The organism is Nonomuraea sp. K271 (assembly GCF_009908215.1).
Lineage (GTDB): Bacteria > Actinomycetota > Actinomycetes > Streptosporangiales > Streptosporangiaceae > Nonomuraea > Nonomuraea longispora.
This window is the reverse complement of sequence record NZ_JAAAHR010000068.1, coordinates 1-15,522: the sequence shown is the minus strand read 5'-3', so window position 1 is coordinate 15,522 and position 15,522 is coordinate 1. Positions and strand designations below refer to the sequence as shown.

The 15,522-nt window shown below is 70.0% G+C and carries 18 protein-coding genes; 10 read left to right on the top strand and 8 right to left on the bottom strand.

Annotated elements, in window-relative coordinates; all coding sequences use genetic code 11:
- Positions 1-82: 82 nt before the first annotated feature.
- Complete coding sequence (gene gltX, locus GUY59_RS23345; protein ID WP_201761243.1) at positions 83-1,414, bottom strand: glutamate--tRNA ligase; 1,332 nt, start codon at positions 1,412-1,414, stop codon at positions 83-85.
- 34 nt (positions 1,415-1,448) lie between these two features.
- Positions 1,449-2,225: a fumarylacetoacetate hydrolase family protein gene (locus GUY59_RS23340; protein WP_138199795.1), complete on the bottom strand. Its 777-nt coding sequence runs from the start codon at positions 2,223-2,225 to the stop codon at positions 1,449-1,451.
- A gap of 175 nt (positions 2,226-2,400) precedes the next feature.
- Here GUY59_RS23340 and GUY59_RS23335 point away from each other — a divergent pair, with 175 nt between their 5' ends.
- From GUY59_RS23335 to GUY59_RS23305, 7 genes are read left to right on the top strand one after another with little or no spacing between them, the layout of a single operon-like run.
- On the top strand, positions 2,401-2,886 hold the full coding sequence (locus GUY59_RS23335; RefSeq protein ID WP_138199794.1) for an Asp23/Gls24 family envelope stress response protein: 486 nt from the start codon (positions 2,401-2,403) through the stop codon (positions 2,884-2,886).
- A gap of 29 nt (positions 2,887-2,915) precedes the next feature.
- Positions 2,916-3,293 carry an Asp23/Gls24 family envelope stress response protein gene (locus GUY59_RS23330; RefSeq protein ID WP_236667426.1) on the top strand — a complete coding sequence of 126 codons (378 nt, stop codon included), beginning with the start codon at positions 2,916-2,918 and terminating at the stop codon, positions 3,291-3,293.
- Positions 3,290-3,478: a DUF2273 domain-containing protein gene (locus GUY59_RS23325; RefSeq protein ID WP_132334488.1), complete on the top strand. Its 189-nt coding sequence runs from the start codon at positions 3,290-3,292 to the stop codon at positions 3,476-3,478. The genes GUY59_RS23330 and GUY59_RS23325 overlap by 4 nt, the downstream gene beginning before the upstream one ends.
- Positions 3,475-3,918, top strand: coding sequence for an Asp23/Gls24 family envelope stress response protein (locus GUY59_RS23320; RefSeq protein WP_138199793.1), 444 nt, complete (start codon positions 3,475-3,477; stop codon positions 3,916-3,918). The genes GUY59_RS23325 and GUY59_RS23320 overlap by 4 nt, the downstream gene beginning before the upstream one ends.
- A gap of 37 nt (positions 3,919-3,955) precedes the next feature.
- Positions 3,956-4,600, top strand: a complete 645-nt coding sequence (locus GUY59_RS23315; RefSeq protein ID WP_138199792.1) for a DUF6286 domain-containing protein — start codon at positions 3,956-3,958, stop codon at positions 4,598-4,600.
- Positions 4,597-5,172, top strand: coding sequence for a hypothetical protein (locus GUY59_RS23310; RefSeq protein WP_138199791.1), 576 nt, complete (start codon positions 4,597-4,599; stop codon positions 5,170-5,172). The genes GUY59_RS23315 and GUY59_RS23310 overlap by 4 nt, the downstream gene beginning before the upstream one ends.
- 16 nt (positions 5,173-5,188) lie before the next feature.
- Complete coding sequence (locus GUY59_RS23305; protein WP_132334484.1) at positions 5,189-5,518, top strand: antibiotic biosynthesis monooxygenase family protein; 330 nt, start codon at positions 5,189-5,191, stop codon at positions 5,516-5,518.
- A 4-nt stretch (positions 5,519-5,522) separates the two neighbouring features.
- Here the strand turns inward: GUY59_RS23305 and GUY59_RS23300 are convergent, their stop codons facing one another.
- Complete coding sequence (locus tag GUY59_RS23300; protein ID WP_138199790.1) at positions 5,523-6,119, bottom strand: HD domain-containing protein; 597 nt, start codon at positions 6,117-6,119, stop codon at positions 5,523-5,525.
- Positions 6,120-6,301: 182 nt separating this feature from the next.
- Between GUY59_RS23300 and GUY59_RS23295 the strand changes: the two genes are divergently transcribed.
- On the top strand, positions 6,302-7,936 hold the full coding sequence (locus tag GUY59_RS23295) for a heparinase II/III family protein (protein ID WP_138199789.1): 1,635 nt from the start codon (positions 6,302-6,304) through the stop codon (positions 7,934-7,936).
- A 45-nt stretch (positions 7,937-7,981) separates the two neighbouring features.
- Here GUY59_RS23295 and cimA read toward each other — a convergent pair whose 3' ends face one another.
- A complete protein-coding gene (gene cimA / locus GUY59_RS23290) occupies positions 7,982-9,559 on the bottom strand; it encodes a citramalate synthase (RefSeq protein ID WP_138199788.1) in 1,578 nt (525 codons plus the stop codon).
- Positions 9,560-9,790: 231 nt separating this feature from the next.
- On the bottom strand, positions 9,791-10,435 hold the full coding sequence (locus GUY59_RS23285) for a DsbA family protein (RefSeq protein WP_138199787.1): 645 nt from the start codon (positions 10,433-10,435) through the stop codon (positions 9,791-9,793).
- Between the two features lie 57 nt (positions 10,436-10,492).
- Between GUY59_RS23285 and GUY59_RS23280 the strand changes: the two genes are divergently transcribed.
- Both GUY59_RS23280 and GUY59_RS23275 read left to right on the top strand, forming a co-directional pair.
- Entirely contained in the window at positions 10,493-11,137 is a 645-nt protein-coding gene (locus GUY59_RS23280) for an O-methyltransferase (protein WP_138199786.1), read from the top strand.
- 78 nt (positions 11,138-11,215) lie between these two features.
- Entirely contained in the window at positions 11,216-11,755 is a 540-nt protein-coding gene (locus tag GUY59_RS23275) for a Uma2 family endonuclease (protein WP_138199785.1), read from the top strand.
- 33 nt (positions 11,756-11,788) lie between these two features.
- Here the strand turns inward: GUY59_RS23275 and GUY59_RS23270 are convergent, their stop codons facing one another.
- From GUY59_RS23270 to GUY59_RS23260, 3 genes are all read right to left on the bottom strand, one after another.
- Positions 11,789-12,886: a branched-chain amino acid aminotransferase gene (locus GUY59_RS23270; protein ID WP_138199784.1), complete on the bottom strand. Its 1,098-nt coding sequence runs from the start codon at positions 12,884-12,886 to the stop codon at positions 11,789-11,791.
- 221 nt (positions 12,887-13,107) lie between these two features.
- Positions 13,108-14,145, bottom strand: a complete 1,038-nt coding sequence (locus GUY59_RS23265) for a 3-isopropylmalate dehydrogenase (RefSeq protein WP_132334476.1) — start codon at positions 14,143-14,145, stop codon at positions 13,108-13,110.
- A 547-nt stretch (positions 14,146-14,692) separates the two neighbouring features.
- The coding region (locus GUY59_RS23260; protein ID WP_161714655.1) for an ACT domain-containing protein at positions 14,693-15,522 on the bottom strand (830 nt) is incomplete at its 5' end.

Below are 15,522 nucleotides of genomic sequence, written 5' to 3'. Positions count from 1 at the left end.
CAGTGGGCCTGACCGTCTCGGCGGCCCGCTGCGCACTGGCCGCGGCTCCGCGGCCGTTCCGCCAGGGCTCGACGCCGGGCGATCAGCCTCGCAGGCGGGCCAGCGCGGCGCGCAGACGCTCCTGGGTGCGCTCACGGCCGAGCACCTCGATCGACTCGAACAGCGGCAGACCCACCGTACGGCCCGTGACCGCCACCCGCACGGGGGCCTGGGCCTTGCCCAGCTTGAGCCCCTGGGCCGCGCCCACCTCCTCCAGCGCCTGCTTCAGCGACTCGGGGTCCCAGTTGATCGACTCGATGCGGTCGAGGTAGCCGGTGAGGATCTCCAGCGGGGAGTTCTTCATCGCCTTGTCCCAGGACGCCTGATCGAAGACCGGCTCTTCGAGAAAGAGGAAGTCGACGTTCTGCCGGATCTCCGACAACACCGCGATGCGCGTCTGCGCCAGCGCGGCGACCTTGCTGAACAGCTCGCGGTCCCACGACGGGTCGAGGAAGGGCTCACAGCGCTCCTCGAAGACCTCCAGCGGCAGCGCACGGATGTATTCGCCGTTGAACGCCCGCAACTTCTTCTCGTCGAAGAACGCGTTGGACGGGTTGACGTCCTCCAGCCGGAACAGCCGCGCCATCTCCGTCCACGGCATGATCTCGCGATCGTCTCCCGGGCCCCAGCCGAGCAGCATGAGGTAGTTGACCATGGCCTCGGCGAGGTAGCCCTCACGGCGGTAGTCCTCAAGGGCCACCTTGTCGCGGCGCTTCGAGAGCTTCTTGCGCTGCTCGTTGACGATGACCGGCAGGTGCGCCCAGACGGGCGTGGTCGCGCCGAGCGCGGGCCACAGCAGTTCCTGCCTGGCCGCGTTGGGCAGGTGCTCCTCGCCGCGGGCGACGTGGGTGATGGCCTGCGTGATGTCGTCGACGGCGTTGGCCAGCACGTAGAGGGGCGAGCCGTCGCTGCGCGCGATCACGAAGTCTTCCTGGGCCTTGTTGGGGAACTCGACCCTGCCCCTGACGAGGTCGTCGACGACCGTGACACCCTCGTCGGGGGTGCGGAAGCGGACCGCGCCGGCGGTGAGCCCGCGCTCGCGGCAGTGGCCGTCGTAACCCTTGTCCTTGGAGCCCGTGCGCTCCTGGACCTGCTCGCGGGTGCAGTCGCAGTGGTAGGCCTTGCCGTCGGCCAGCAGCTTGGCCACCGCCTCGCGGTGCTGCGGCTCGTTGGCCGACTGGAAGTAGGGGCCCTCGAACACCGGGTTGGTGCCGTTGATGCCGATCCAGTCGAGCGCCGCGATGATGCCCTCGGTCCACTCGGGCCGGTTGCGGGAGGCGTCGGTGTCCTCGATGCGCAGGATGAACCGCCCCTGGGCGCGTTCGGCGACCGCCCAGTTGAACAGCGCGGCCCGGGCGCTGCCCACGTGGAACATGCCGGTAGGAGAAGGGGCGAACCGCACCCGTACGTCAGTCACGGGAGACCACCTTGTTCGTGAGTGTGCCGATGCCTTCGATGCCGACGCTGACCTCGTCGCCGATCTCGAGCGGGCCGACGCCCGCCGGGGTGCCGGTCAGGATGATGTCGCCGGGGATCAGGGTCATGACCGCGCTGACGTAGGCCACCAGCGCCGGGATGTCGTGGATGAGCTGGCTGGTGCGCCCGCTCTGCCGGATCTCGCCGTTGACCGAGGTCGTCAGCGCGAGGTCGCTCGCGTCGAGGTCGGTCTGGATCCACGGCCCGAGCGGGCAGAACGTGTCGAAGCTTTTGGCCCTGGTGAACTGCACGTCCTTCTTCTGCAGGTCGCGGGCGGTGACGTCGTTGGCGCACGTGTAGCCGAAGACGACGTCCCTGACCCGCTCGACCGGCACCTCGCGGCAGAGCCTGCCGATCACCACGGCCAGCTCGCCTTCGTAGTCGACGCGGTCGGACAGCGTCGTCGGGTAGGCGATGTCCTCGCCGTGGCCGATCACGGAGGTGGACGGCTTCATGAAGATGAGCGGCTCGTCGGGCACCTCGTTGCCCAGCTCGGACGCGTGCTCGGCGTAGTTTCTGCCGATGGCGACCACCTTGCTCGGCAGCATCGGGGACAGCAGCTTCACCTGGGACAGGGGGAACCGCTCGCCGGCGAACTGCACCTGGCCGAACGGGTGACCGGCGACCATGGAGACGAACTCCTCGCCCGGACCGCCTTCGACCACGCCGAACGACACGCCTTCGCCTGTGGAGAACCTCGCTATACGCACTCGACAAGGCTATCGCCGCCGTCGGAGGAGTCCGCCCATCTGCGCCTCCGCCACCAGGCGGAGGCCAGGATTCGCCGTCGAATACCCCAAAAGTCCGTTTTGACGGGTATCCGTCGTGTGCTGCGGGTTAGCTGCCCCCAATAGCGACACATCGGAGGGTGACGAGATGGACACGATGTCCAACACAGAGACGGGCGCGGTGCCACGGGCACGAACGTCCGAGGGCGGCCCGGCCACCTCGCTGGTCACCGACAAGGGCACCACGAGCATCAACGACGGAGTGGTCGCCAAGATCGCAGGTCTCGCGGCACGCGAGGTGTCCGGCGTGCATGCCATGGGGGCGGGCACGGCACGAGCCCTCGGCAGCATGAAGGGGATCGTCGGCGGGGACGCGAGCGTCTCCCAGGGCGTGTCGGTCGAGGTGGGCGAGCGGCAGGCCGCCGTGGACATGGATCTGGTGGCCGAGTACGGCACCGCGATCCCCGACCTGGCCGCGGCCGTACGGCGCAACGTCATCGCGGCGATCGAACGGATGTGCGGACTGGAGGTGACCGAGGTCAACATCCGCGTCGACGACGTACACCTGCCCGGCCAGGAGCGGGGCAAGGACCGGGACACGGGCGAGCAACGGGACGCGGAGCAGGAACCCAGGGTCCAATGACCACCCCGGAGGACGAAAGACCGGGCTCCGTGACCACGTCCGGAGCCGGTGACCCGGCCGACGCCGGACCAGGACGCGAGTGCCCGGCCGACGCCGAGCCCGGACGCGGTGACCCGGCCGGCCCTGGCACGGGGGACGGCGAGGCGCGGATGATCGCGGAGCGGGTGCGGGCGTGTCCTGGGGTGGTCGGGCTGTCCGGGGGGCCGTTCGGGACGGTGGCCACGTACATGCCGGGCGAGCGGCTCCTGGGTGTGTCGGTGAACGACCGCGAGGTGGAGATCGCCGTCGTCGCCAGGATGGACCGCCCACTGCCGGAGACCGCCGACGACGTACGGCGGGCCGTGACGGACCTGGCGGGCGACCGCCGGGTCAACGTGCGTATCGACGACATCATGGAGGAACCATGAACAACGCCCACTGGCCGACACTGATCGGCCTGGCCGTCGGCATCATCCTCGGTCTCACGGCGGCGTTCGGCGGGCTGACCGCGTTCCTGCTCGTCCTCGTGCTGGGCGCGGCCGGCTTCGTCGTCGGGCGGGTCGTCGAGACGGGCGAGGTGAACCTGTCGAGCCTGTCCACGAGGCGGAGATGACCGACGTCTCGCCGGCCGAGGGCGCGGCCACCGTGGCGGTGCCCGCGCAGCGCCGTCCTCCGCAGCCGCCGCCGGAAGGGCGGGGCCGTACCGAGGTGGCGGACCAGGTGGTGCTCAAGATCGCGTGTGTCGCGGCCGAGGAGCTTCCCGAGGTACACGAGGTACGGGTCAGGACCGCGCCCTGGAGCCGCTCACCGGGTGCGACGAGGCCGTGGGGCCGTACGTCCGGCGGCATGGCTCCGGGCCGTTCGTCGGGCGCCGAGGTCCGGGGCGGCAGAGCCACCATCCGCCTGCACGTCGTCGTCGCCTATCCCGCGCCTCTGCGAGCCGTGGCCGCCCGGCTGCGTGAGCACGTGCGCCGCCGCGTCGCCGACCAGACCGGGCTGGAGGTCACCCGCCTCGACGTGATCGTGACCGACCTCGACGGTGGGCCCCGATGAGGACCACGCACAACGACGGACCTGGCGGTGAACCGGGATGAGCACGCAGGAGATGTGCACCGTACCTCCCGATGACGAGGGAGGCTCGCACCGGGCCGCGCCGTCGCGGAGGGCCCGCCCAGCCGGCAGGGCCACCGACAGGGCGGCGGTGCGGGCGTTCCGTCCCCGGCGCAGGATCCCCGCCATCGTGGCCGGCCTCCTGCTCATGCTCCTCGGCCTGCTCGTCGCCGCCGAGACGATCTCCGGGCTGGTCGGCCGCCCGCTGCGCCTGGTGCCCTACGACGGGATGCTCGCGTGGGCGTCGGCGACGTTGTGGTCGAACCCGCTGTTCCTGCTCGCCTCGGCCGTGGTGACGCTGCTCGGACTGGCGCTGCTGGCCGCGGCGCTGGTGCCGGGGCGGCCGGGCATGGTGCCCGTGCGCAGCGGCGACCCCGGGCTGATCGTCGGGTTGCGGACCAGGACCGTCGCCAGGGCCCTCGCGCATGCCGCCGAGGAGGTGCCGGGCGTGCACGCGGCACGCGCCAGGATGCGCGGGAGCACGGTCGTCGTCACGGCGGCCACGTCCGGGTGGGACAAGGAACGCTTCGGTACGGAGGTGCGCGACGCCGTGCTGACCCGGCTCGCGGCGATGGAGCCCGTGGAGCCGTACCGGGTGGTCGTGAACGTCAAGGAGACCAGGTGAGCGAGAGGATCGGCCGGGGCAACCGGTGGGGGCTGGCACTCGTGGGACTGGTGCTGACGGCGCTGGGCGGTCTCGCGCTGGCCCGTGGCCTGGGCGCGTTCGGCCCGGCCGGCGAGCCGGTCGTGGACGGCGGCGTGCGCGCCTTCTTCGTGCGTACCAGCCCGTGGATCTGGTGGGTGGTGGCGCTCGTGGCGCTCGCCGTCGCGCTGGTGGCGCTGTGGTGGCTGCTCGCGCAGGCGCGCGCGGAGCCGCGCGGTCCCCTGCGCGTCGAGTCGGGGCCGACCGGGGTGACCGAGGTGTCGCCCGCCGGGATGGCGCAGGCGGTGGCCGACGACGTCGCGTCGAGCCCTGCCGTGCTGAGCGCCCACGCCGACGTCGTGGACGGGCGTGGCGGCCCCTCCGTACGGCTGCGCGTGGTCGCCGACGAGTCGGCCCCGCTGCACGAGCTCAGCCGGCACCTGTCCACGGTCGTGCTGCGGCACGTACGCGACGCGCTGGAGCGGGATCAGGTGCCGGCGATCGCCCGCGTTAGCCTTGAGCCCTCACCTTCGCCGCACCGGGTGGTGCGCTGACGAGAGGGGTTCTGTGGTGTCCGTCGTGAAGATCAACGTGCTGACCGTGCCCGCCGACATGCGCGCCGAGCTGGAGCAACGGTTCTCGAAGCGGGCCGGGATGGTGGAGTCGGCCGACGGGTTCGAGTGGTTCGAGCTGCTCAGGCCGGTGGAGGGCACCGAACGTTACCTCGTCTACACCCGCTGGCGCAGCGAGGAGGACTTCCAGAACTGGCAGCAGGGCCAGGCGTTCCAGCGCGGGCACGCCCAGGCGGCGCAGGGTCACGGCCACGGCCAGGGCCCCGCGGCGACCGGCTCGGAAGTGTGGTCGTTCGAGGTGGCGGAGAGCGCCGGCCCCAAGGGCTGAGCGCTCAGGCGTCGAGCGGGTTGCGCGCGATGCGGTCGACGATGCCGTCACGCACGAACCCGCCGGCGAAGCTCGACGGCTTGCGCGCGCCCTGGTCGGCGATGCACGCGCTGAACTCCTTGGCGATCTCCAGCCGCGGATGGCGCTCCAGCGCCTCGGCGCGCACCCCTTCGGGGATCTCGTCGGTACGCCTGCCCGAGATGTCCATGCCGGTCGAGAGCTCCAGCAGATGCCCCTCGGGGTCGTCCTCCACCGGCACCTCGGCCCACATGTGCCGGATGATCACCTCGGCCGCGCGTTCCCTGCGCTCCGGCGACCAGCCGGCTCCGGCGCAGAAGGCCCAGGCGACGTGCCCGCCCGCCTCCTCGTACGGCACCGTGTGACTGTCGTACTCGGCGACCAGGCCGATGTCGTGCAGCATGGCCGCGACGTACAGCAGCTCGGCGTCGAAGGCGATGGAGCGCGCCTGCCCGTAGGCGGCGGCGAACAGGTAGGCCCGGATCGAGTGGTTGAGCAGCGAGGGCGTGTGGTAGCGGGTGGCCACTTCGAGCGCGCCGCGGCAGGCGGGCGTATCGGGGATCGTCAGGTCGTCGATTCTCACGGCACCAGCATCCCCTCCTTCGGGGCCGGCTCGCCAGCCGGGGCACCGGCGCCACATCGAGCGGCTAACGAATCGGACACTCGGCTTGACCCGGTGATCGCGGGAGCGAAAGCATGTGCCGCCCTCGTTGTTCTGTCCCGGAAGGAACTGGCGTGCGCCGGTTTGCGTTACCTCTTGCCCTCATGCTCACTCTCAGCGGGTTAACCGGCCCCGCCCGCGCCGACTCCAGCGCCGACTCCCGGGCCGACTCCCGGGCCGGCAAAGTGGCCCGCACGGCGGAGTGCCAAGGCGACTGGCTGCCCGGCTCCCCCACGGCCGGCGACGTCATGAAAGGTGAGATCTCGCTGGTCGGCCTGCCGCCGTACAAGATCGGCAAGAAGATCAACTGGTCGGCCAGCCCGTACGGGAACCGTTCGTGGGAGTACGTGTTCCAGTCGCTGCGCTGGATGGGGACACTGGTCGTCGAGTACGAGAACAGCGGCGAGCGGCACTACCTGGATCGTGCCACCGAGATCACCAAGGACTGGGTGGCCGAGAACAAACGAGGGGCGCGCGGCACGAAACCGTACGTGTGGAAGGACCACCCGGTCTCCCTGCGCACGCAGCCGCTGCTCTGCCTCAGCCGGCACGTCAACGCCGGCTGGCTGAAGGACAGCCTGGCCGAGCACGCCAAGCTCCTGTCGGACCCCCGGCTGTACAAGAAGGGCCACAACCACGGCATCGACCAGGACATCGCGCTCCTGGGCATCGGCTGCAGGTACGGCCGTACGGACTGGGCGAATCTGGCCTCCCGCCGGCTGACCGGCACCGTGAAGCTCGACGTCGACGGTCAGGGCGCGCTCATGGAGCAGGCCCCTCGCTACGCCGTCTATGTGTACGGCAGGCTGCAGGTCGCGATGGCCGGCATGAAGGAGTGCAAGCGCAAGGTGCCCGGTGAGATCACCCGGCGGGCAGAGGCGCTGAAGGACTTCATCGCCCACTCGACCATGCCCAACGGCTACATGGTCCCCATCGGCGACGGCAGCGCCGACACCGAGCCGAAGATGGACGCGGGGACGCCGAAGCAGGAGGTGCGGACCTACCGCGCCGGGTACGTGTTCGGCCGCACGGCCTGGGGCGAGCGGGAGTCGGCCTACTACTCGATCCGGTTCGGGCCGGGCATGAAGTTCCACGGCCACGAGGACCACCTGGGCGTGACGTACTACGCGAAGGGGCGCGACATCCTGGTGGACGGCGGCTTCCACTCGTACGAGAAGACCGCCTACCGCTACTGGACGCTCTCCCCCGAGGCGCACAACGTGCCCACGGTGGTCGGCGGCAAGTTCCGGCCGCGCACGCCGAGCAAGCTCGTCAAGACGTCGTACGGCAAGGGCCGGCAGGCGTTCAGGCTGACCGACAAGGCGTACGGCACGAGCCGCACCAGGTCGGTGCTCGTGAACCACGGCGACGACCTGATGGCGGTGCTGGACACCGCCTCCGGCGGCAAAAAGGTCAGGAACGTGTGGCGTTTCGACCCGTCGCTGAAGCTGGTGTCGAAGGGCGGCGGCAAGGTGGTGCTGGGCGACGGCGACTTCAAGGCCACGCTGCTGCAGTTGTCGTCGTGCGGCCGCGTCGGCGGGCAGAAGGTGCAGCGTGGCGGCAAGCTGGGCTGGGTGTCGCCGACGTACCTGTCGAAGAAGCGCACGAACGTCGTCGTGTCGCCGTCGGCGAAGTCGCTGCTGACGGTGATCGTGCCGGGCACCGACTCGCCGAAGGTGTCGTGTTCCGGCGGGAAGGTCACGGTCGAGGGCGTGTCGTTCCGCTCGGACCTGTTCTAGCGACTCGCGCAGGGGGCTTCGCGGCCCCCTGCGCCCGTCAGGCCGTCAGGAGACCTCCCTGCCCGCGCGGAGCAGGCCGTACGTCACCGCCTGCTCCAGCGCCTGCCACGAGGCGTCGATGATGTTCTCCGCCACCCCGACCGTGGCCCACTCGGAGGTCTCGTCGCTGGAGGTGATGAGGACCCGGGTGATGGCGTCGGTGCCGTGGGTGCCTTCGAGGATGCGGACCTTGTAGTCGACCAGCTCCAGCTTCGCCAGCTCGGGGTAGAGCTGCTCCAGGCCCAGGCGCACCGCCTTGTCGAGGGCGTTGACGGGGCCGTTGCCCTCGCCGGTGGCGACGATGCGCTCGCCCTTGGCGTGCAGCTTGACGGTGGCCTCGCTGACCAGCTCGCCGCCCTTCGTGCGCTCGACGATGACGCGCCAGGACTCGACCTCGAAGTGCCGCCTGCGCGAGCCGTGCAGGGTGTCGCGCAGCAGCAGCTCGAACGAGGCGTCGGCGGCCTCGAACGTGAAGCCCTGGGACTCGAGGTCCTTGACCCGCTCGACGAGCGTCTTGGTGGTGTCGGGGGTCAGCTCGTAGCCGAGCTCCCTGCCCTTGAGCTCGACCGAGGCCCGGCCCGCCATGTCGGAGACGAGCATGCGCATGTCGTTGCCGACGGCGGCGGGGTCGATGTGCTGGTAGAGGTTGGGGTCGACCTTGATGGCGCTGGCGTGCAGGCCGGCCTTGTGGGCGAAGGCGGACATGCCGACGTAGGGGGCGTGGGAGTTGGGCGTGACGTTGGTGACCTCGGTGATCGCGTGGGCGATGCGGGTCATGTCGGCCAGCGCCCCCCGCGGCACCAGGTCGAAGCCACGTTTGAGCTGGAGGTTGGCCACGACGGTGAAGAGGTTGGCGTTGCCGGAGCGTTCGCCGTAGCCGTTGGCGCAGCCCTGCACGTGGGTGGCTCCGGCCTTGACGGCGGCCAGGGTGTTGGCGACGGCGCAGCCCGTGTCGTCGTGGCAGTGGATGCCGACGCGTGCGCCGGTCTGGACGGCGTCGTGGACGATCTCGGCGAGCTCGTCGGGGAGCATGCCGCCGTTGGTGTCGCACAGGGCGATGACGTCGGCCCCGGCCTCGGCGGCGGTCCTGACGACCTCCAGCGCGTAGGCTGGATTGGACGTGTAGCCGTCGAAGAAGTGCTCGGCGTCGAGGAAGACTCGCTGTCCCTCCGCACGAAGGTGAGAGACCGTGTCGCGGATCATCGCGAGGTTCTCCTGGAGACTCGTGCGGAGGGCCAGCTCCACGTGCCGGTCGTGGCTCTTGGCGACAAGGGTCACGACCGGCGCGGCGGATTCGCGCAAAGCGGCTACCAATGGGTCGTCGGCTGCCTTCACACCGGCCCGGCGGGTCGCGCCGAACGCGGCCAGTTGCGCGTGCTTCAGGTCGAGCTCTGTTCGAGCCCGCCTGAAGAACTCTGTGTCCTTGGGGTTGGCGCCCGGCCAGCCCCCTTCGATGAAGCCCACGCCCAGGCCGTCCAGGTGCCGCGCGACGGCGATCTTGTCGGCGACGGTGAGGTTGAGCCCCTCCTGTTGCGCGCCGTCACGCAGCGTCGTGTCGTATACGTGGAAGCGGTCGTCGGCCATGGGTGTTCTCTTCTCTCCGGAAGGCTCGCGCTGGGATGTGGTCTTTCTCGGAAAACAAAAAGACCCCTCACGGACGTGAGAGGTCTGCGCGCTGGCGGTGTCCTTAGTCAGCCAGCGCGCCTGCCGATAATGAGCAGACCGTAGAACATGATGCTCACCAGTCTGCCATACGCATTCACCATCCGGCACGCGGGTCTCACCGACTGGACACCTCGTGTCGCGCCCGGAGGGTCACACGACGACGCCGTCGCCGCCGGTGATGGCGCGTTCGAGCGCGGTCGGGTCGAACGCCTCGTCGCCCAGCATCCGCCCGTCGAGCAGCACGGTCGGCGTGCCCTGGATGCGCGCCTTCGCCGTCTGCTCCAGGTGTGCCTGCGCGTACGCCTGCGACGTGACGCACTCGTCCACCGCCGCCCCCGCCTTCCTGGCCGCCGCGGTCAGTTCCTCGACGGTGAAGCCCGAGGCCACACCGTGCGGCGCGGGCTGCATGGCGTACAGCTGGTCCCTGAAGGCCAGCCAGTTCTCCTCGGGGACGCAGCGTGCGGCCGCGGCGGCGCGGATGGAGTTGGAGCGCATGGGCTCGTCCCCGAAGACCGTCACCGAATGGAAGACGATCTTCACCTTGCCCTCCCTCGCCAGGCGCTGCAGCGTGCCGTCCACGGTGTCGTGCATCTTCTTGCAAACTGGGCAGTCGAAGTCCTCGTACACGTCGAGCACGGGCGCCTGGCTCGACCGGTCCGCCAGCACCATCGACCCGTCCGCCTGCCGCGTCAGCCGCACCTCGCCGGACGACACGCCCGGCTCGGCGAAGGCCAGCACCGAGATACCGGCGATCACCGCGCACGCGACCGCCACTGCCACCAACCGCTTCACCATCAGCCACTCCACCTCGTTGATCGCGCAGACCCTATCGGAAACCGAAACAATGGCCGCATGAAGGCATACCTGCTTGACCCTGTCATCGCGCGATACGTATTCGAGCACAGCACGCCGCCCGATCCTCTGCTGGAGAGGCTGGAGAAGGAGTCGGCCGAGGCGACCGGCGAGGACGCCGCGAAGCAGATCTCGCCCGACCAGGGCGGCTTCCTCACCATGATCACTCAGATCGTGGCGCCCACGGTGGCCGTCGAGGTGGGGACGTTCACCGGCTACTCGTCGGTGTGCATCGCCCGCGGGTTGTCCGGCGGACGGCTGCACTGCTTCGACGTGAGCGAGGAATGGACGTCGATGGCCCGCCGCTACTGGCAGGACGCCGGCGTCGCCGACCGGGTGACGCTCACCCTCGGGCCCGCACTGGAGACGCTCGCCGCCTTCGACGAGACGATCGACCTGGCCTTCCTCGACGCCGACAAGGAGAACTACCCCGGCTACTACGAGCTGCTCATCAGCCGCATGCGGCCCGGCGGGCTGCTCATCGTGGACAACACGCTGCGCCGGGGGCACGTCGCCGACCCCGCGCATGACGAGGCCACGACCGCGCACATCCGCCGGTTCAACGAACGGGTGGTCAAGGACCCGCGGGTGACGGTGTACATGCTGCCGGTCGCGGACGGGATGACCATGATCAGGAAAAGATAGCCGTACCACGGAATCGCCGCCCGGCGGGAGCGCCAGGCCTTACGCTTGGTGATCCCGTGACTACAAGAGGACGGCGGCATGGTCAGGCCACTCGACGAGCGTTTCCGTACGGCCCGCGACTTGTTTCCCGAGTGCCGGGTGGAGACGGTCCAGGACCGCATCGTGGTGAACGAGCCCGGCACCTGGCAGCACAACACGATCCTTTTCCGGCTGCTGCTGCAACTGGTCGGCACGGCGGCCAGGCAGGGCTGGGAGATCTGGCCCAACATCACCGTCCACCTCGGCGAACACGCCGACCGGTACGTCCCCGACCTGGCCGTGGTGCCGGCCTCGCCGAGGATGCACGAGGAGCACGCCGTGCACGGCGACGCGACGCTGCTGCTGGCCGACGTCGTCTCGATGGGCAGCGGCTACGACGACTACTACGTCAAGCCCTGCGGCTACGCCCCCGCGAGGGTGCCGCTCTACCTGCTGATCGACCCCTTCCAGCGGTCGGTCAAGCTCTTCTGCGACCCCTCGCGCGGCGGCTACGCCACGGAGGTCGTGGTCGCCGCGGGAGAGCCGCTGCCGCTGCCCGCGCCGTGGGGGCTCGCCGTCGACACGGCCCGGCTGATGTGACCCCGGGAGCGCGTCGCCCGGGGGCTCATCCGGTCACACGATCTTGTGCACCCAGTGGTGGGAGTCGGGGCGGGAGCCGTACTGGATGCCCACCAGCTCGTCGCGCACCCGCAGCGTGACGGGCCCCGGGGCGCCGTCGGCCACCGTCCACGAGCGGTCGGCGCCCTTGACGGTGCCAACCGGCGTCACCACGGCCGCGGTCCCGCACGCGAACACCTCCGTGATCTCGCCCGACTCGCAACCCGCCTGCCACTCGTCGACCGAGACGAGCCGCTCCTCGGTCTCCAGGCCGAGGTCGCCGGCCAGCTGCAGGATCGAGTCGCGGGTGATGCCGGGCAGCAGGGTGCCGGTCAGGGCGGGGGTGACGAGCTTGCCGCCGAGGACGAAGAACAGGTTCATCCCGCCCATCTCCTCGACGTACCTGTGCTCGTGGGCGTCCAGCCACACCACCTGGTCGCAGCCGTTCTCGACCGCCTGCCGCTGCGCCACGAACGCGGCCGCGTAGTTGCCGCCGCACTTCGCGAAGCCGGTGCCACCGGGGGCGGCGCGGGTGTACTCGGTCGAGAGCCAGACCGAGACGGGCTTGAGTCCGCCGGTGAAGTAGGAGGCCGCGGGTGAGGCGATGACCATGTACTTGTAGGTCTTGGACGGGTAGTTGACGCCGAGCCCCGCCTGCGTGGCGATCATGAAGGGCCGCAGGTAGAGGCTGTGGCCCTCGGTGGTCGGCACCCACTCCCTGTCGGTCTGCACGAGAAGCTCCAGCGATTCGACGAACGTCTCCTCGGGCAGCTCGGGCATGGCCATGCGGGCCGCGGAGCGGTTGAAGCGGCCCGCGTTCGCGTACGGGCGGAAGGTCACGATCGAGCCCGTGGCCTGCCGGTAGGCCTTGAGCCCCTCGAACAGCTCCTGGGCGTAGTGGAAGACCGACGTGGCCGGGTCGAGGGAGAGCGGCCCGTACGGCATGAGCCGGGCGTCGTGCCAGCCCTCGCCCTCGGTGTGGTCGATCGAGACCATGTGGTCGGTGAAGGTCTGCCCGAAACCGGGGTTCGCCAGTACCTGCTCCCGCTCGGCCGCGGTGCGAGCGTGGTCGGATAGCTGCACGTCGAAGCTGAGCTTCTGAGCGATGGTCATGACGGCGGTCCTTCTCTCTGCGAATCTGCGAAACGTGCCGGCGGCCGGGGGTGGCCGCAGGTGCGGTGTCGAGCGGAGCCGCCCGCGAAGGGCAGCCCGTACTTCCTATTGTCTCGCTATATGGGATGGCAAGCGGCCGATGGCGTGGTTGGGCCGTCGGCACGCAAAAAGCGCCTGGCGGTCCGTGTCGGATCGCCAGGCGCTCGCGGGGCTAGGCGGTCCTAGCCGGATACTCGCGCGGTGATGTCGTCACCGATCTCGTGGGTGCTGCGGCCGCTCCGCCGCTCGGCGATGTCGGCGGCGACCGCCTGCTCGACCCTGGCCGCCTCGGCGTGCAGGCCGAGGTGGTCGAGGAGCATGGCGACGGACAGGATGGTCGCGGTCGGGTCGGCCTTGCCCTGCCCGGCGATGTCGGGGGCGCTGCCGTGCACCGGCTCGAACATGCTGGGCGCGGTGCGCTCGGGATTGATGTTGCCGCTGGCCGCCAGGCCGATGCCGCCGGCGATGGCCGCGCCGAGGTCGGTGATGATGTCGCCGAACAGGTTGTCGGTGACGACCACGTCGAACCGCTCGGGCCGGCTCACGAAGAACATCGAGGCCGCGTCGATGTGGGTGTAGTCGGTGGTGACCTCGGGGTATTCGCCTGCCACGCGGTCGACCGTGCGCTGCCACAGGTCGCCGGCGTAGGTGAGCACGTTGGTCTTGTGGACCAGGGTGAGCTTCTTGCGCGGCCGTGACCGCGCCTTCTCGAACGCGTAGCGCACCACGCGCTCGACGCCGTGGGCGGTGTTGAGCGACTCCTGCGTGGCGATCTCGTGGGGCGTGCCGCGCCGCATGACGCCGCCGGTGCCGGCGTAGAGGCCCTCGGTGCCCTCACGGACGACGATCATGTCGATGTCGTCGGCCGACGAGCCGGCCAGCGGCGTCGGCACCCCGGGGAACAGCTTGACCGGGCGGAGGTTGACGTAGTGGTCGAAGGCGAAGCGGAGCCGCAGCAGCAGGTCACGCTCGAGGACGCCGGGCGGGACGCTGGGGTCGCCGACCGCGCCGAGCAGAATCGCGTCGTAGCCGCGCAACTCCTCCAGCACCGCGTCGGGCAGGGTCTCACCGGTGCGGTGATAGCGGGCCGCCCCCAGGTCGTAGTGGGTGGGCTCGAGCTTCGTGCCCACGGCCTCCAGGACCTTGAGCCCTTCGGCCACGACCTCGGTGCCGATGCCGTCACCCGGGATGACGGCCAAGCGGATGTTACGCGAGTCCATGGGTGGTCACCTTACCGGCTCGTCTCGGCTGACGAACACATCATCTCAGACTACGGACGTTTCGACGGCCTGGGGCACGCCGGGGGACGTCGTGCCCCAGGCCACATCCGGCGTCAGCGGGTGGAACTCTGCGGGACGCCGCCATTGTCCCTGCGGTCCAGCGCGATCTGCACGGCCTCGGCGGCCTCGTCGTCGTGCTCCTCGGCACCATTCCAGGCATACATCTCGTACATGTGACTCATCTCATTTCGCGGAAACGTTCCGATGAAAGGCCGGACTCCGGTCACGAATCCGGGCGGGTCTGCTCTCGTGGTCCGGGGTGACGGACCGGAGGAAAGGGTCTTAACGGCCGACGCAGCGCCACTCACCGCGGCGAGTCGTCGACCTGCCCTAACAGGCCCCGCCGCGGCAGGTAATAAGTACGAGCACCTGGCGCATCTCCGTCACAGTACCTCAGCCGTCTCGTTGGACGTCCTACTATCTTGCATGCTGAGACACGGAAGGCCGCCGCCCCGGCGGGACGGCGGCCTCGTACGAGCGGAGGGCGTCAGTCCTCCAGGTCGACCGAGCGGCCGCTCTCCGCGCCGATCTCGGAGATGATCTGCTCGATCACGTCGGCCGGGATCGCGGTGTCGACGGTCAGCGCGATGAGCGCCTTGCCGCCCTTGACGGACCTGGCGACCTGCATCGAGGCGATGTTGATGCCGTGCTCGCCGAGGAGGCGGCCGACCACGCCCACGATGCCGGGACGGTCGGTGTAGGTGAAGAACGACAGGTGGGCCGTCGGCTCGATCTCCATCTCGTAGCCGTTGACCTCGACGATCTTCGTGATCTGGCGAGGGCCGGAGAGCGTGCCCGACACCGAGACGTGACGGCCGTCGGCCAGCACGCCCCGCACGGTCACCACGTTGCGCCAGTCGGGGCTCTCGGAGCTGGTCACCAGCTCGACGGTCATGCCGCGATCCTTGGCCAGCAGCGGCGCGTTGACGTAGGTGACCTGCTCCTCGATCACGTCGGCGAACACGCCCTTCAGCGCGGCCAGCTCGATCACGCGTACGTCCTGGGCGGCGATCTCGCCGCGCACCTCCACGTCGAGCTTGGTGGCGACCTCGCCGGCCAGCGCGGTGAACACCCGGCCCAGCTTCTCGGCCAGCGGCAGGCCGGGCTTGACGTCCTCGGCCACGACGCCGCCCTGGACGTTGACGGCGTCGGGCACGAACTCGCCCGCCAGCGCCAGCTTCACGCTCCGCGCGACCTGGGTGCCGGCCTTCTCCTGGGCCTCGTGCGTGGAGGCGCCCAGGTGCGGCGTGGCGACCACCTGGTCGAGCTCGAACAGCGGGCTGTCGGTGCACGGCTCCTTGGCGTACACGTCGAGGC

Coding starts and splice junctions, on each gene's coding strand:
- gltX (WP_201761243.1), bottom strand. CDS start 1,414: ATGTTCCACGTGGGCAGCGCCCGGGCCGCGCTGTTCAACTGGGCGGTC.
- GUY59_RS23335 (WP_138199794.1), top strand. CDS start 2,401: ATGTCCAACACAGAGACGGGCGCGGTGCCACGGGCACGAACGTCCGAG.
- GUY59_RS23325 (WP_132334488.1), top strand. CDS start 3,290: ATGAACAACGCCCACTGGCCGACACTGATCGGCCTGGCCGTCGGCATC.
- GUY59_RS23320 (WP_138199793.1), top strand. CDS start 3,475: ATGACCGACGTCTCGCCGGCCGAGGGCGCGGCCACCGTGGCGGTGCCC.
- GUY59_RS23315 (WP_138199792.1), top strand. CDS start 3,956: ATGAGCACGCAGGAGATGTGCACCGTACCTCCCGATGACGAGGGAGGC.
- GUY59_RS23295 (WP_138199789.1), top strand. CDS start 6,302: ATGCTCACTCTCAGCGGGTTAACCGGCCCCGCCCGCGCCGACTCCAGC.
- cimA (WP_138199788.1), bottom strand. CDS start 9,559: ATGGCCGACGACCGCTTCCACGTATACGACACGACGCTGCGTGACGGC.
- GUY59_RS23285 (WP_138199787.1), bottom strand. CDS start 10,435: ATGGTGAAGCGGTTGGTGGCAGTGGCGGTCGCGTGCGCGGTGATCGCC.
- GUY59_RS23280 (WP_138199786.1), top strand. CDS start 10,493: ATGAAGGCATACCTGCTTGACCCTGTCATCGCGCGATACGTATTCGAG.
- GUY59_RS23275 (WP_138199785.1), top strand. CDS start 11,216: ATGGTCAGGCCACTCGACGAGCGTTTCCGTACGGCCCGCGACTTGTTT.
- GUY59_RS23270 (WP_138199784.1), bottom strand. CDS start 12,886: ATGACCATCGCTCAGAAGCTCAGCTTCGACGTGCAGCTATCCGACCAC.
- GUY59_RS23265 (WP_132334476.1), bottom strand. CDS start 14,145: ATGGACTCGCGTAACATCCGCTTGGCCGTCATCCCGGGTGACGGCATC.